The organism is Citrobacter amalonaticus, from assembly GCF_018252635.1.
GTDB classification, from domain to species: Bacteria; Pseudomonadota; Gammaproteobacteria; order Enterobacterales; family Enterobacteriaceae; genus Citrobacter_A; species Citrobacter_A amalonaticus_E.
This window is the reverse complement of sequence record NZ_JAGTXM010000005.1, coordinates 274,055-288,562: the sequence shown is the minus strand read 5'-3', so window position 1 is coordinate 288,562 and position 14,508 is coordinate 274,055. Positions and strand designations below refer to the sequence as shown.

Here is a 14,508-nt window from a genome sequence, read left to right as displayed (position 1 = left end):
TTTATATGCGTTAAAATTTTAGAAAAATAATCAAATGGGAGCCACCGGCTCCCATTTTTTTACGCTCATATCATTCCAGGCAACACTATTTCCCCTGCATATACGGCGTATACACCCCATTCAGACTCTCGAGGAAGGCGACGATATCATCGATATCTTTCTGCGGGATCTCTTTCCCCACCTGATAACGCAGCATCAGTTTCACGGCGCCGTCCAGCGTCGGGACATCGCCACGGTGGAAGTACGGCGCGGTGAGCGCCACGTTACGCAAGCCCGGCACTTTCTGACGTAGCTTATCGCGCATTTCATTGGTCACGTTCATGCGTCCAATATCCGCCGCGGTGATTTCGCCAAAATTAAAGTCCTTCTTCAGGCCCAGCGGCTCAAACGAACGCCCGCCGAGAATGATCCCGCCGTGACAGGTGGCGCACTTGTTATCTTTAAACAACTGATAGCCATGCTTCTGCTGAGCGGTCAGTGCGTTTTCATCGCCGCGCAGCCATTTATCGAAGGCGGAATCCGGCGTGATCAAGGTTTTTTCAAACTCAGCAATCGCATCGGTAATGGTGTCGCCGCTGAAGCCCTGCGGATAGACCGCGAGGAACTGCGCTTTCAGCACCGGGTCCTTGTCGAGTTTGGCGATGATCTCATCCCAGGATTTCGACGCCATCTCTATCGGGTTCAGCGGCGGACCACCGGCCTGCGCCTGCAGGGTTGGCGCGCGGCCATCCCAGAACTGCTCGACGTTAAACACCGAGTTGAACACCGTCGGCGCGTTGATCGGACCAACCGCCCCGCCGACGCCTATCGACGTTTTACGACCATCCACCCCGCCCGCGTTCAGGGCATGGCAATGCGCGCATGAGATGGTGCTGTCGCCGGACAAACGCGGATCGTGATAGAGCGTAAAACCAAGCGCCACTTTTTGCGCGTCGGTCGGCAGCGTTTTCGGGATCGGCTGCACCGGCTCATTACGATGCTGAGCCGCGGTGTCATTGCTGGCGTAATACTGCTCTCGCTGTTTCGCAATCCAGCCAAGAATCGCTTCCCGCTCCTCATCACTCACCTTTCCGGCCCAGTGCAGCGCGGTATAGCGGGTGGGCGGCATGGTTTCATACTGCATCACCCATTCAATTTTATTGAGATCGCTTTGCGAAACCGGTTCATCCGCCAGCAGCGCAGCGCGAACGGCTTCAAGGTTGAAGGATTTATAACCCAGTTGAATGTCATAATTCATCAACTGTTTTGCGATGGGAAACGAGGAATAAAACGGTAATTCGGCGGAGGGAGTATGACAATAATCGCATCCCTTCTCACGTAAAAATCCCAGAACCTGATTATTTTCCTCTCGCGTTGAGGCCTGAACGGAAGCAGCCTGACTACGGTTTTTTTCGTGATACCAGACGTAACCGGATAATCCTAAATAACAGATAACGATGCCTGCTATAGCAATCGCGGTAAGGCGGGTGATGATTTTCATTATTTTACCCTCACGGTAGTGAGTTATTGTGACCCAGAAAATTGAGAAAAGCGGGCGTCCTTTATGGACCTTGCCATCATAGAAAATAAGCAGGAGGCTAACTTGATAAGTATCAATCAATTACATGGGCGGTATCTATCGATGAGATAGCTTATCCCTATTAAGGGTAAGGTTTATCTCATTCACAAAGTGTTGCAATCGAATGTTCCGAAAATAAGCCTTCGCATAAATTGCATTGGGAAATAATTATGCCGAATTATCAGTGCGCTATATTGTTATCCTGTTTTCGCTCTGATGCATAAACGTGATCTACCGCACGCTTTGCACCCCGCATACCGAAGCGAATGTCTACGCTTAAAAGACAGCCGGGCAACACCCGTATCTTTTACGACGCAATCCGGAGGGCTTTCTCATTATGATCAACCAGAAACTGCAACACGCCCCGTCAGAAGAAATCACGATCGACGTCGATCTTTTCTACGAAACGGATCCGTGCGAGTTAAAACTGGATGAGATGATTGAAGCAGAACCGGAACCTGAGATGATTGAGGGGCTCCCCGCCTCCGACGCCCTGACCCCAGCCGACCGCTATCTTGAACTGTTTGAGCACGTGCAGTCCGCGAGAATTTTTGCCGACAGTAAAACCTTTCCTGACTGTGCGCCGAAAATGGATCCGCTGGATATTCTGATTCGCTACCGCAAAGTCAGACGCCACCGGGATTTCGATCTGCGACAGTTTGTTGAAAATCACTTCTGGCTGCCCGAAGTGTATGACAGCGCTTATGTCTCTGACCCGGAAAATTCCCTGAAAGAGCACATCGATCGGTTGTGGCCGGTACTCACCCGCGAGCCACAGGATCATATTCCGTGGTCATCGCTGTTGGCGCTGCCGCAGTCCTATATCGTGCCCGGCGGCCGATTCAGCGAAACCTACTACTGGGACTCCTATTTCACCATGCTGGGGCTGGCGGAAAGCGGTCGCGAAGACCTGCTGAAATGTATGGCAGATAACTTCGCGTGGATGATCGAAAACTACGGCCACATTCCCAATGGTAACCGCACCTACTATCTCAGCCGCTCGCAGCCGCCGGTGTTTGCCCTGATGGTCGAACTGTTCGAAGAGGACGGCGTACGCGGCGCACGGCGTTACCTCGATCATCTGAAAATGGAGTATGCCTTCTGGATGGACGGCGCAGAGTCGCTGGTGCTCAACCAGGCCTATCGCCATGTGGTCAGAATGCCGGATGGTTCCCTGCTTAACCGCTACTGGGACGACCGCGACACGCCGCGTGATGAGTCATGGCTGGAAGATGTGGAAACCGCCAAACATTCAGGTCGCCCGCCGAATGAAGTGTATCGCGATCTGCGCGCCGGCGCGGCATCCGGCTGGGATTACTCCTCCCGCTGGCTGCGCGACGCCGGGCGGCTGGCGAGTATTCGCACCACGCAGTTTATCCCTATCGATCTCAATGCGTTCCTGTTCAAACTGGAGAGCACCATCGCCAATATCTCAGCGCTGAAAGGTGAACGTGACGTTGAGGCGCTGTTCCGCCAGAAGGCGAGCAACCGGCGGGCTGCCGTCAACCGCTATTTGTGGGATGAGGAAAATGGCTGCTATCGCGATTACGACTGGCGACGGGAGCAGATGGCGCTGTTTTCGGCCGCCAGCATTGTCCCGCTCTACGTCGGGATGGCAACCCATGAACAGGCCGATCGGCTGGGGGATACCGTGCGTGCGCGTCTGTTGACTCCCGGCGGCATTATGGCCTCCGAATACGAAACGGGCGAGCAGTGGGATAAGCCCAACGGCTGGGCGCCGCTACAGTGGATGGCGATTCAGGGCTTTAAAATGTACGGCGATGATGCGCTGGGAGACGAAATCGCGCATAGCTGGCTGCAGACGGTGAATCATTTTTATCAGCAGCATCATAAGCTTATTGAGAAATATCACATCGCAAGCGGCACCCCGCGCGAAGGGGGCGGCGGTGAGTATCCGTTGCAGGATGGCTTTGGCTGGACCAACGGCGTCGTACGCCGCTTAATTGGGCTATATGGAGAGCCGTAACGGCTAGCGGATCACGTCGTAAATATCACTCTGAATTTTCAGCCATTTCTTGTTATCCGCGCTGGGGTCGGCGCGGTAACGCCGTTCGGCCTGCTCAGCATCATGTTGCTGTCGTGATACGACTGCTGGCACGGTGCAAAAGCGCCGCAAATAAGCTTTATGTTGACCCGTCAACCGCGCACCGCCAGACATTGCGTGACCGAGTGTATTGATGAACCGGCGGCAGGGTTTGCTCTCATCCATCTGAGAGGGATAGCGCAACAACAGGTCGAGGACATCCGTGTTGTCGCGGGAAAACGCCGTTTCGGTCCATGAGAGCTGCCAGTTCATACCGCCCTGCAAAAAGAGCGCGGTGACCCGGCTGTCATTGCGATCAATCGCCGCACGCATGTTAAATACATCCCAGGTGATGCCCATCTGCGTCACCATCTCACGGGCGGAAGGCAACTCGCGCTTGGGTTCCGCCTGAGTGATCTTGATATTCGGCGCAGGCGCGGGCGGCTGCGAACTCACTAACCACGCCCCGCCGCCCAGGATGGCGATCACCATGATCCCTACCGCGCCCCAGAGCACGCCGGTGATCAGCTGCTCGCGTTCTTCCGCCGTGCGCAGTGAACGCTTGCGCGGTGGTTCAATGGATTCGCCAATTTCCTCGGTATCGCCTCCCGCCTGACGGTCCTTTTTCCGCGCGTCCTCCCAAAACTGCGCCAGTTGCCCCTCTTCCACAATCATCAACGCCGCCGGGTTAATGCGGGCGCGCCCTTGCTCATAGGCCCGCTGAACAGGACGGACAATATGTTGGAACTGGCAGGAAAGTAACGTCAACTGCGCCGATGACAGCGGCTCCCCGACCAGTACCGTGTTACGCGCCTGGCGACAGTCATCGAGAAACACCCGCAGCGTCAGGCGCGGTTCAACAAACAGGTTCAGCACTGACGCATCGTTAAAAATGCCGGAATAGTGGCGGGTGAAGGTCTTCTTATCGACAATCATCAGCGCCAGCTCGCTAAAGCGCATGCCATTCAGCGGATCCTGGCGTTCACTCAGCTTGATCCAGCGTCTGAGCTTATCCGCGCCAAAGTTGTCTTTGAGGTAATTGTTGAGCTGCGTTTTATCCGGCCACATCTGCGAGATTAGCGCGCTCAGGGTCAGTTCAATCGTGCGTAGCTGCCGTTCTGCGCGCACTTGCTGACTGTGGTCCGCCTCTTCAATCTCTGTTTTAAAATTAAGTAACGACTGATGATGGCGCAGTTGTTCCAGCGACCTGACCACGCGCAGGGCGGCAATCAGTTGGTTCTCACTGACCTCCTGTCCGCTGTCATATTGCGGTACGCACTGCTGGAGATGGCGCAGTTGCAGCGTGAACTGGCTCAGCTGTGCGTCGTTGAGATGTAAACGTCTGGCAACCTGGCTCCAGCCGCCCAGATTCAGGCGAGCCTGATCCAGTTGTTCCAGAAACCAGCGCGGATCTTTGCCGTCGGAGGCATGCACCCCCAGCAGCAGCAGGATCTCCACGGAAGCCTGGCGGATAATCCCCAGACAGTGTTCAAAAGTGGTGCGTGTGGTCAAAACGCTGATCGTCATTCTCTTCCTTATTGAAAAGCGCCTCTCTGCGGAGGTCATTAATTTTGCTTTAGTTCTTTGTTTTAATTATTAGTTTTTATAGATATAACAAGTTCAATAATTAATACAGTGACCGCTACGTGAACATTGAGAAATATCCCAGGAGAGAGCCCGTGCCCATACTGAAAACAGCCCGTCTGACCTGCCGTCCGCTAGTCCCTGCCGACTGGCTCTTTTTTCTCGCACTGCAGCAGGATCCGGACGTGATGCGCCATGTGGCCGATGCGCGAAGTGAGCGCGAGATTCGGGAAGCGTTCGATTCTCGTTTACCGGCGTGGCATCCAGGTGACTCGCACTGGCTGTGTCTGCTCCTGTGCGATAATAAGACGCACAAGCCGCTCGGGGTGACGGGCTACATTCACCGTACAGCAGAGAGTGCCGAAGTGGGTTTTCTGCTAGCGCCCGACGCGCAGGGAAAGGGATACGGCACTGAATCACTACGCGCCGTCTGCGATTACGCATTCACACGCGGTGGCCTGCGCCGTCTGACCGCCTGCGTCAAGGAAGGTAATCAGGCATCCAGGCATGTACTGGAGAAAGTGGGATTTGTACTGGAAGGCACGCTCAGGGAGAGCTACTGGCTGCACCAGCGCTGGCAGAATGACTGGCTGCTGGGGTTATTAAAACAGGAATATATTACGACCGCAGGATCCCGGCCGTAATATAACCGCAGGGTATTAAGGTTGAACCAGCAGCATCGCCGCCTGGGTGCGATTTTTCACATCCAGTCGGCGATAAAGCGATTCAAGATGGGCTTTCACGGTTCCGGTACTGATATTTAACGCCCGGCCAATTTCCTTATTTGACTCACCGGCTGCCAGCATCGTTAAAATCTCACGCTGTCGGGCGCTTAATGATTTAATATCGCGGCATTCCGCAGGCGGCGTCGTTAACCATTCTCCGGGTAAAAATACCATCCCCATCATGACGCTATTTAGCGCCAGCACAAATTTTTCGGCTTCTGAATCACGTGGGATCATCGCCATAACATTATATTGCGCCAGCTCCTGCAGTCCTTTTTTCCCACAGTGCGTGGCAATAATTAAAATTTTAACTAACGGGAACTGCTGCGTCGTTTTTAGCAATAGCCAGTGACAAAATTCACTGTCCAGATCGCCGTCCAGCATTAGCAGGGCTTCAGGGTTTTCTTCCAGTTTGTACCAGAGTTCATCGGCCTGACTGACACCCTGAATACTCACTCCCGGAATTCGTTGCTGTAACGTTATTTTCATTCCATGAATAAATATTGACTGCCTGTCAAACATGATGATTTGCATTACTCTCTCCACCGTTTCCGATAATTGTATTAAGGAGGGGAAGGGTATTACCCAAGGGGTAAAATAAAAATTCGCCTTTTGGCGGGGGGCCATTGTACAGATATCAGGCGAGGAGAGAAGTAAAAAAATAATTTCTTACAGCTGAAACACGAAAATTACATCCGGGTATAAAAAACAGGCAATAAATTAAGACATTCCTTATACGTCACTGCTTATAATATTAATTGAATATTAAATCACAGAGAGAATAACGAACGCGCAGGAGAAAAGGAAATTTCTCCTGCGCGAAATTATGTAACAGAATTAAAATTCGCATTTCATGTTCATTCAGCGGACACAACGGCCCGCTGAATTCGGTTTACAGGAACATCCCTCCGGAAACTTCGATACGCTGTGCCGTCATCCAGGCCAGCTCGTCGCTGAGTAACGCGGCGATCGCATCGCCAATATCATCAGGGAGACCGGCGCGGCCCAGGGCCGTTTGCGAAGCCACGTACGCATTCAGCTCTTTATTATCCCGCAGGCGCCCACCGCCAAAGTCGGTTTCAATCGCGCCGGGCGCGATGGCATTGACCGAAATCCCACGCGCACCCAGTTCTTTCGCCTGGTAGCGCGTCAGCACTTCCATCGCTCCTTTCATCGACGCGTAGGCGGCATACCCCGGCAGGGCAAAACGCGCCAGCCCGGTTGAAACATTCAGAATACGCCCGCCCTCGTTAATCAGCGGCAACAGGTGCTGTGTCAGGAAAAACGGGCCTTTGAAATGGATGCGCATCAGTTCGTCAAACATCTCTTCCGAGGTGTCGGCAAAAGGGGCGTATAACCCGATCCCGGCATTGTTCACTAAATAATCAAACGTCTCTCTGTTCCAGTGAGTATGCAGTTGCGTTTTCACCTCAGAGGCGAACGCCGCAAAACTGGAACAATCGCCGACATTCAGTTGAATTGCCGCCGCCTTTCTGCCTTTTTGCTCAATTTCGGCGACGACATCCCGCGCCGCCTGTTGCTGGCTATGGTAAGTAAAGAGAATATCCGTTCCTTTGTCCGCGAGCTTAAGCGCGGCGTTTTTACCCAGCCCGCGGCTCCCGCCGGTCACCAATGCGATACGTTGCGTCATAAGAACCTCATTTCATCTGTTGTGTTGATTGAGATAAAGCTTATTAGGTGATAGAAAAACAATAAATGTCGCTAATTGCGCATGACTGTTTCGCCTGGAACAACAATAGGGCTACAGAATGGATAAAATTCATGCAATGCAGTTATTCATTCGTGTCGCAGAGCTGGAGAGTTTTTCTCGCGCTGCCGACACGCTGGGACTCCCTAAAGGTAGCGTATCGCGCCAGATTCAGGCGCTGGAGAACCATCTGGGCACCCAGCTTTTGCACCGCACCACGCGACGGGTACAGCTGACGCAGGACGGGATGGTCTATTACGAGCGGGCGAAAGATCTGTTGAGCAATCTGGATGAGCTGGACGGGCTTTTTCAGCACGATCCCACCAGCATCAGCGGCAAATTACGGGTTGATATGCCGGTTGGCGTCGCGCGCAATCTGGTGATCCCCCGCCTGCCCGCCTTTTTGCAGCAGTACCCCGGAATTGAACTTGAGCTCAGCAGCAGCGATCGGCTGGTGGATTTGATCCGTGAAGGCTTTGACTGCGTGGTGCGCGTCGGCACGCTGAAGGACTCCGGTCTGATCGCGCGTCCGCTGGGCAAGCTTACCGTGATCAACTGCGCCAGCCCGCAGTATCTGACGCGTTTTGGCTATCCGGAAAGTCTTGATGATCTGGCCTCTCATGCGGTGGTGCATTACTCCCTAAACCTGGGAACACGACCGCCGGGTTTTGAAATCGCCACCAGCAGCGGGACACAGTGGATAAAAACCGGCGGCACCCTGACGGTTAACAGCACCGAAACCTATCACGCCGCCTGTCTGGCAGGGCTGGGAATTATTCAGGTTCCGCGGGTCGGGGTTCGTGAGGCGTTACGCAGCGGTACGCTCGTTGAGGTGCTGCCACAGTACCGCGCCTCGCCGATGCCGGTATCGCTGCTTTACCCGCACCGGCGTAATCTTTCACGCCGTGTGCATCTGTTTATGGAGTGGCTGACCGGGGTAATGAAGGACTACGTGGACTGAGACGCTATACTGTCCAGAGAATTAACAAAAGAAGGACGCCTGACCTGATGATGCAGGATAACGACGTAAAACGCCCCACTCAGGAACTTGAGCACGAACCGGTACGTAAAATCGACACGACCGGAGCTGTGAAGCACGAGAAGAAAAGCGCCGCCAGCGAGAAGCTAAAAACGGTGACCACCACAGTCGAGAAAATCCAGCGCATTCCGGCCATTGCGCACCTGCTCCGCGCGGCAGAACGCTTTAACGATCGGTTAGGGAACCAGTTCGGCGCGGCCATTACCTACTTCTCGTTTTTGTCGATGATCCCCATCCTGATGGTGTCGTTTGCCGCTGCGGGCTTTATTCTTGCCTCACATCCCACGCTGTTGCAGGACATCTTCAATAAAATCCTGATGAACGTCAGCGACCCGACGCTTGCCGCTACGCTAAAAAGCACCATCAATACGGCGGTGCAGCAGCGTACCACCGTCGGTCTGGTCGGGTTAGGGATCGCCCTCTACTCCGGGATTAACTGGATGGGCAACCTGCGCGAGGCGATACGCGCCCAGTCGCGGGACGTCTGGGAACGCACGCCACAGGATCAGGAGAAAATCTGGATCAAATACCTGCGCGATTTCATCTCGCTGATAGGTCTGTTGATTGCGCTGATTGTGACGCTGTCGATCACCTCAGTCGCCGGTTCGGCGCAGCAGATGATTATCTCTGCTCTCTATCTCGACAGCATTGAGTGGCTGAAGCCGACCTGGCGGCTGATTGGCCTGGCGATCTCTATTTTTGCTAACTATCTGTTGTTCTTCTGGATTTTCTGGCGACTGCCGCGTCATCGTCCACGTAAAAAGGCATTGATTCGCGGCACGCTGATTGCGGCGATTGGCTTTGAAGTCATTAAAATCATCATGACCTGGACTCTGCCAGCGCTGGTGAAATCGCCCTCCGGCGCGGCGTTTGGTTCTGTACTGGGACTGATGGCGTTCTTCTACTTTTTCGCACGTCTGACGCTGTTCTGCGCAGCGTGGATTGCGACCGCCGAGTACAAAGACGATCCCCGAATGCCGGGCAAAACGCACCGTTGATACTCACCCTCCGCCGGATGGCGCTGCGTTAATCCGGCCTACAAAACATCGCAAACCGTAGGCCGGAAAAGATGCTTGCGTTGCCATCTGGCAATGGGGTCAGGCACTTACTTCCGTCCCGCTCCACTCATTCAGCATTTAAATCCAGTCCTTAACTTTTATTTAACCAAAAACCAGTTTTATCCACTAACTTTAAAATTATGTGAAGCATTTCATGGACGCGAAATCGCCGGCGCAAACATTATCCGCTTTTTGCCTGATTTTTGACCATGTTGAGCGGTTGTTACAGATTGAAATGTCGCTTTTGCTATGCGTAATATGGCCGTTCGTTCGCCAAAAATAAGAAAATACTATGCAAGCAACCGCCACCACACTCGATAACGAGCAGGAACATACTCCGGTCAATTCACGCAATAAAGTCGTCGTCGCCTCGCTCATTGGCACCGCCATTGAATTCTTCGACTTCTACATTTACGCGACCGCCGCCGTAATTGTTTTCCCGCATATCTTCTTCCCGCAGGGCGACCCGACAGCGGCAACGCTACAGTCGCTCGCCACGTTCGCCATTGCCTTTGTCGCGCGCCCGATTGGTTCCGCGCTCTTCGGCCACTTTGGCGACCGCGTAGGACGTAAAGTAACGCTGGTGGCGTCTTTGCTGACAATGGGGATCTCTACGGTGATCATCGGCCTGCTGCCAGGTTATGCCACCATTGGCATCTTCGCCCCACTTCTGCTGGCGCTGGCCCGATTTGGTCAGGGGCTGGGACTGGGCGGAGAATGGGGAGGCGCGGCGCTACTGGCGACGGAGAACGCCCCACCGCGCAAGCGCGCACTGTACGGTTCTTTCCCGCAATTGGGCGCGCCAATTGGTTTCTTCTTTGCCAACGGGACTTTCCTGCTGCTCTCCTGGCTGCTGACCGATGAGCAGTTTATGAGCTGGGGCTGGCGCGTCCCGTTTATCTTCTCAGCGGTGCTGGTGATTATCGGCCTGTACGTCCGCGTTTCCTTGCATGAGACTCCGGTCTTCGCCAAAGTGGCCGCCGCGAAAAAGCAGGTGAAAATCCCGCTGGGAACATTGCTGACCAAACACGTTCGCGTGACGATCCTCGGCACGTTCATCATGCTGGCGACCTATACGCTGTTTTACATCATGACCGTGTATTCGATGACGTTCAGTACTGCCGCTGCGCCGGTCGGTCTGGGCCTGCCGCGTAATGAGGTGTTGTGGATGCTGATGATGGCGGTCATTGGCTTTGGCGTGATGGTGCCGGTTGCAGGCCTGCTCGCTGATGCCTTCGGTCGTCGCAAGAGCATGGTCATCATCACCACGATGATTATCCTGTTTGCGCTGTTCGCCTTTAAACCGCTGCTGGGGTCCGGCAATCCGGTGCTGGTCTTCGCTTTCCTGCTGTTGGGGCTGAGCCTGATGGGGCTGACGTTTGGGCCGATGGGCGCACTGTTGCCTGAACTGTTCCCGACTGAAGTGCGTTACACCGGCGCGTCATTCTCCTATAACGTCTCTTCGATTCTCGGAGCCTCCGTCGCTCCCTATATCGCCGCATGGTTGCAGTCCAACTATGGGCTGGCAGCGGTGGGCACTTATCTGGCGTCCATGGCGGCATTAACGCTGATCGCGCTGCTGTTAACCCATGAGACGCGCCATCAGTCGCTGTAATCTTTAAATGCCGGGTGACGGCGATGCCTTACCCGGCCTACAAACTGTAATCTTTCAATGCCGGGTGGCGGCGATGCCTGGCCCGGCCCACAAAATCCCCTGTCCTCACTTCTTCATTTGCGACAAAATCGTCCGGCACTGGTTGGCGTCACCTTCTGACGGTGAAATTAGCGCCAGCAGCGCGGCGGCGGGCGTCACTAACGTCGCCAGCGCCGCAGCTACCGCACCACGCGCAATCAACGGCCCGGCTTTTACCCCCGCCTGCGGGTTCTTAAACGTCCCGCGCACATACAGCGGTGAACGCAACGTGATAATACGGATGCCTTTGCTCTCCGGATCGATGGTCAAATCCAGTTGTTCTGAGGCAAAGCTTGCCGTGCCGGTGACGTTAATCAGCGCATTTTCAGTGTCGAACGCGAAAATTTGTGGGCGCGCCACGCCGTTCACAATATCGAGATTCGCCGCCGCACAGTTGACCCGAACTTCATCATCGCCAAAAATCTGCCCTACGATGAAGTTTCCGACGTTCAGACCGACGATTTCCATCAGGTTGCGGCTGATCAGCCCGTCATTCATCAGCAGTTTCAGGTTGCCGTTGCTGTTCCCCAGCAGCGCTGCCACGGAGTTTCCAGTCCCTCGAAATTCGGCGTCACCGTTCATTTCGCCGAGCGTTTTCTGCATCAGTTCAACGTTCGGCATCAGCTCTTTGAGTTTGAGCCGCCGCGCCTGAATCTCCGCGCGTCCCTGCATCGGCTTTTTATCCCCTTCCAGATGGATGTTCGAACTGATGCTGCCGCCCGCCAGACCAAACTTCAGCGGTTGCAGGCGCAGATCGGCATTCTTCAGAATAATGTGGGTTGAGAGATCGCTGATGGGCAGGCTGCTGCCATGTTCGATGCGACGCCCCTTAAAGCGCACGTCGGCATCCATCACGTTCCATTTGTCCGTTTCGAAGCGGTCGTAAGGCAACACTTTGTCCGCAGGCTGTACGCTCTTTTCGCCCTTTTTCTGTTCCGAGCGTTTCGTCTGTTCTGCGCCCTTGCCGGAATCAACTCCGATCAACGGCCCCAAATCCGCCAGCCTGAGCTGGCGCGATTCCACATCGCCTTCCAGCTTCGGACGCGGTTTCCCTGTCGTATAGGTCAGCGAGCCATGAATATCGCTGTCGCCGATCCGGCCATTAAATCCGCGATAATCAAATACAGATGATTTTTCGGGTTCGATTTTCGCCACCAGCCGACCGTCCGTTTCAAACGGCGGCGTATCCGGCAACAGCACGCCGGTCAGATCATACAGCTCGCCCAGCGAATCCCCGGAGAATTTAAGTTGCAGATCGACCCCACCCATCTTCATGGGATCGTTGACCACACCCACGAACGCCACCCGGGTATTGCCGGAGCGGAAATCCGCCTGCACCGGAAACGCGGCGCCTTCACTACGCAGCGCCAGCATACCGCCCATTTTTCCCGTTCCGCTGAGAGGTTCGCCGTTGTAGCGTCCCTGCGCCTTCAGGCCAAACACGTAATCCTCAACCTTCGCGTTATCGCCTTTCGCTTTACTTCCCGTAACTTCACTGAACGGCAACGGTTTGCCCAGCGGATCAACCAGGATCTCGATATCGGCTTTGCTGACCTTATCGTCAATGGCTACCCGCCCCTGATCAAAGAGAATGTTATCCAGGCGGAATGACCAGTCAGACGGTTGCGCATTCGGGTCTTTGTTTTCACTGCTCGCGAGGTTAAACGTCCAGTTATTGTTTTTTTCAGACAGGCGAATCAGCCGCGCATCGGGCTTCACCAGCTTGATCCACGGCAGCCAGACGGTTTTGGTCAACAACGCCAGCGGGGCAAGCGTCGCTTCCACGCGGGGAAGATGAACCATGGTTACTTCAGGAATATCAGGCGGGTTGCCGAGGATGATATCTTCAGCATGCACGTGCGGCCACGGCACCCAGCTGCGCCAGCCGGTCTCCTGTTTCTGGCGTTCCCAGACAACGCCTAAATCACCGCGAATAGCGAACGGTCGGTTAAGTTCGGTAGAGACTTTCTGGTTGATGGTCGGTTTGAGGCGGTTCCAGTCAAATGTCGCTATCAGCACGATAACGACCACGATCAACAACAAGAAAGTCCCTGTTACCACTGCAGTTATTTTTCCGGCTTTGGTCATAGTTAGCATCCTCACGTCTTTCCTTGCCTGTCCTAAAGATAGTCCAGACCGACGGAGTTAGCGGAAACGGCCGGTTTTTTACAGTGACAGAATGACCTCATCGAGACAGGCGAACGGAACCGGGCGCGACAGAAAATAGCCCTGTGCGGCAAAGGCGGGAGAACGTTGAACATCGCGCCACTCTTCCAGCGTTTCCACCCCTTCAACGATTACGCCACGGCAATAGCGGTTCATCAGTTGCAGCAGCAAGGTGAAGAGATTGCGCCCTTCTGGCGTCTGGCGAAGCATCACGAACAGTTCGCGCGCGACTTTAATGTAGTCATAGCGGACTTCGTTCAGGGCAGAGAAGTTTGCCATCCCGGTACCGAAATCATCCAGCCACAGCGGACCAAATTCGCACATGCTGGCAAAAGAGGATTCTTTTGGCAGATGGATATGTTCAACCAGTTCAAAACGCAGCCATGGCATACGCTCAATCGTCTGAACGACGTCAGGTTGCTGACGCATCGCCAACAGCGTTGGGCCATCGACGTTGACTGAGGCCAGCAGTTTGTGATGACGGAAGAAGTCGGCCTTCTGTTCCAGGAGTTGTAGCTGCTCTTTCACAACGTCGATACGCTGGCGTACCGCGACTTCAGCAAAATAGCGATCGGGGGCGAGACGTTGAGTCGGAGTATCCGGATGCGTTACCACCGTCAGCAGTTCAACGGCTAACAGGCGTCCGTCGGTCTGGTAAATCGGCTGAAAAGTGTAAGCACGCTCGCACTGCAGCCAAAAGCGCCGATCCTGCAAGCTTTCAATGCTCGCCGCGGAATTGCTTCGCTGCTGGATAACCTGGTTTATCATCTCAGATGTCCCGTGATTAAGTGTGTTACTGCCCCGACTCGTCAAAGGTTATCGGCCTTCAGACGAAGAACTTTATGTTCAGCCACGCGCAAAATCGAAAACGGTTTTGTAAAAAACAACGCAGAATACGGACTGGCTCAAAAAAAATTTTGGAACGTTGTTTTA

At 54.3% G+C, this 14,508-nt stretch carries 11 protein-coding genes; 5 read left to right on the top strand and 6 right to left on the bottom strand.

Annotated features, from left to right (window positions below; translation table 11 throughout):
- Positions 1-85: 85 nt before the first annotated feature.
- Positions 86-1,480, bottom strand: coding sequence for a cytochrome-c peroxidase (locus tag KE671_RS16875; RefSeq protein WP_206163910.1), 1,395 nt, complete (start codon positions 1,478-1,480; stop codon positions 86-88).
- Between the two features lie 415 nt (positions 1,481-1,895).
- Here KE671_RS16875 and KE671_RS16870 point away from each other — a divergent pair, with 415 nt between their 5' ends.
- Positions 1,896-3,545, top strand: coding sequence for an alpha,alpha-trehalase (locus KE671_RS16870; RefSeq protein ID WP_206163909.1), 1,650 nt, complete (start codon positions 1,896-1,898; stop codon positions 3,543-3,545).
- Between the two features lie 3 nt (positions 3,546-3,548).
- Here KE671_RS16870 and KE671_RS16865 read toward each other — a convergent pair whose 3' ends face one another.
- Positions 3,549-5,129, bottom strand: a complete 1,581-nt coding sequence (locus tag KE671_RS16865) for an STY4199 family HEPN domain-containing protein (RefSeq protein WP_206163908.1) — start codon at positions 5,127-5,129, stop codon at positions 3,549-3,551.
- A 152-nt stretch (positions 5,130-5,281) separates the two neighbouring features.
- Between KE671_RS16865 and KE671_RS16860 the strand changes: the two genes are divergently transcribed.
- Positions 5,282-5,830: a GNAT family N-acetyltransferase gene (locus KE671_RS16860; RefSeq protein WP_206163907.1), complete on the top strand. Its 549-nt coding sequence runs from the start codon at positions 5,282-5,284 to the stop codon at positions 5,828-5,830.
- A 15-nt stretch (positions 5,831-5,845) separates the two neighbouring features.
- Here the strand turns inward: KE671_RS16860 and KE671_RS16855 are convergent, their stop codons facing one another.
- Together KE671_RS16855 and KE671_RS16850 are read right to left on the bottom strand one after the other, a co-directional pair.
- Positions 5,846-6,445: a helix-turn-helix transcriptional regulator gene (locus KE671_RS16855; protein WP_206163906.1), complete on the bottom strand. Its 600-nt coding sequence runs from the start codon at positions 6,443-6,445 to the stop codon at positions 5,846-5,848.
- A gap of 358 nt (positions 6,446-6,803) precedes the next feature.
- Complete coding sequence (locus KE671_RS16850) at positions 6,804-7,562, bottom strand: SDR family NAD(P)-dependent oxidoreductase (protein WP_206163905.1); 759 nt, start codon at positions 7,560-7,562, stop codon at positions 6,804-6,806.
- Positions 7,563-7,680: 118 nt separating this feature from the next.
- Between KE671_RS16850 and KE671_RS16845 the strand changes: the two genes are divergently transcribed.
- The 3 genes from KE671_RS16845 to KE671_RS16835 all read left to right on the top strand — a co-directional run bounded on the left by KE671_RS16845 (position 7,681) and on the right by KE671_RS16835 (position 11,331).
- Entirely contained in the window at positions 7,681-8,580 is a 900-nt protein-coding gene (locus tag KE671_RS16845; protein WP_206163904.1) for a LysR family transcriptional regulator, read from the top strand.
- Positions 8,581-8,627: 47 nt separating this feature from the next.
- Complete coding sequence (gene yhjD, locus KE671_RS16840) at positions 8,628-9,656, top strand: inner membrane protein YhjD (RefSeq protein WP_206163903.1); 1,029 nt, start codon at positions 8,628-8,630, stop codon at positions 9,654-9,656.
- Between the two features lie 352 nt (positions 9,657-10,008).
- Positions 10,009-11,331 carry an MFS transporter gene (locus KE671_RS16835; protein WP_206163902.1) on the top strand — a complete coding sequence of 441 codons (1,323 nt, stop codon included), beginning with the start codon at positions 10,009-10,011 and terminating at the stop codon, positions 11,329-11,331.
- A gap of 105 nt (positions 11,332-11,436) precedes the next feature.
- Here the strand turns inward: KE671_RS16835 and KE671_RS16830 are convergent, their stop codons facing one another.
- Both KE671_RS16830 and pdeH read right to left on the bottom strand, forming a co-directional pair.
- Positions 11,437-13,497: an AsmA family protein gene (locus KE671_RS16830; protein WP_206164042.1), complete on the bottom strand. Its 2,061-nt coding sequence runs from the start codon at positions 13,495-13,497 to the stop codon at positions 11,437-11,439.
- A gap of 78 nt (positions 13,498-13,575) precedes the next feature.
- On the bottom strand, positions 13,576-14,343 hold the full coding sequence (gene pdeH, locus KE671_RS16825) for a cyclic-guanylate-specific phosphodiesterase (protein WP_206163901.1): 768 nt from the start codon (positions 14,341-14,343) through the stop codon (positions 13,576-13,578).
- Positions 14,344-14,508 lie beyond the last annotated feature (165 nt).

Coding starts and splice junctions, on each gene's coding strand:
- KE671_RS16875 (WP_206163910.1), bottom strand. CDS start 1,480: ATGAAAATCATCACCCGCCTTACCGCGATTGCTATAGCAGGCATCGTT.
- KE671_RS16845 (WP_206163904.1), top strand. CDS start 7,681: ATGGATAAAATTCATGCAATGCAGTTATTCATTCGTGTCGCAGAGCTG.
- yhjD (WP_206163903.1), top strand. CDS start 8,628: ATGATGCAGGATAACGACGTAAAACGCCCCACTCAGGAACTTGAGCAC.
- KE671_RS16850 (WP_206163905.1), bottom strand. CDS start 7,562: ATGACGCAACGTATCGCATTGGTGACCGGCGGGAGCCGCGGGCTGGGT.
- KE671_RS16835 (WP_206163902.1), top strand. CDS start 10,009: ATGCAAGCAACCGCCACCACACTCGATAACGAGCAGGAACATACTCCG.
- KE671_RS16855 (WP_206163906.1), bottom strand. CDS start 6,445: ATGCAAATCATCATGTTTGACAGGCAGTCAATATTTATTCATGGAATG.
- KE671_RS16865 (WP_206163908.1), bottom strand. CDS start 5,129: ATGACGATCAGCGTTTTGACCACACGCACCACTTTTGAACACTGTCTG.
- KE671_RS16870 (WP_206163909.1), top strand. CDS start 1,896: ATGATCAACCAGAAACTGCAACACGCCCCGTCAGAAGAAATCACGATC.
- pdeH (WP_206163901.1), bottom strand. CDS start 14,343: ATGATAAACCAGGTTATCCAGCAGCGAAGCAATTCCGCGGCGAGCATT.
- KE671_RS16830 (WP_206164042.1), bottom strand. CDS start 13,497: ATGACCAAAGCCGGAAAAATAACTGCAGTGGTAACAGGGACTTTCTTG.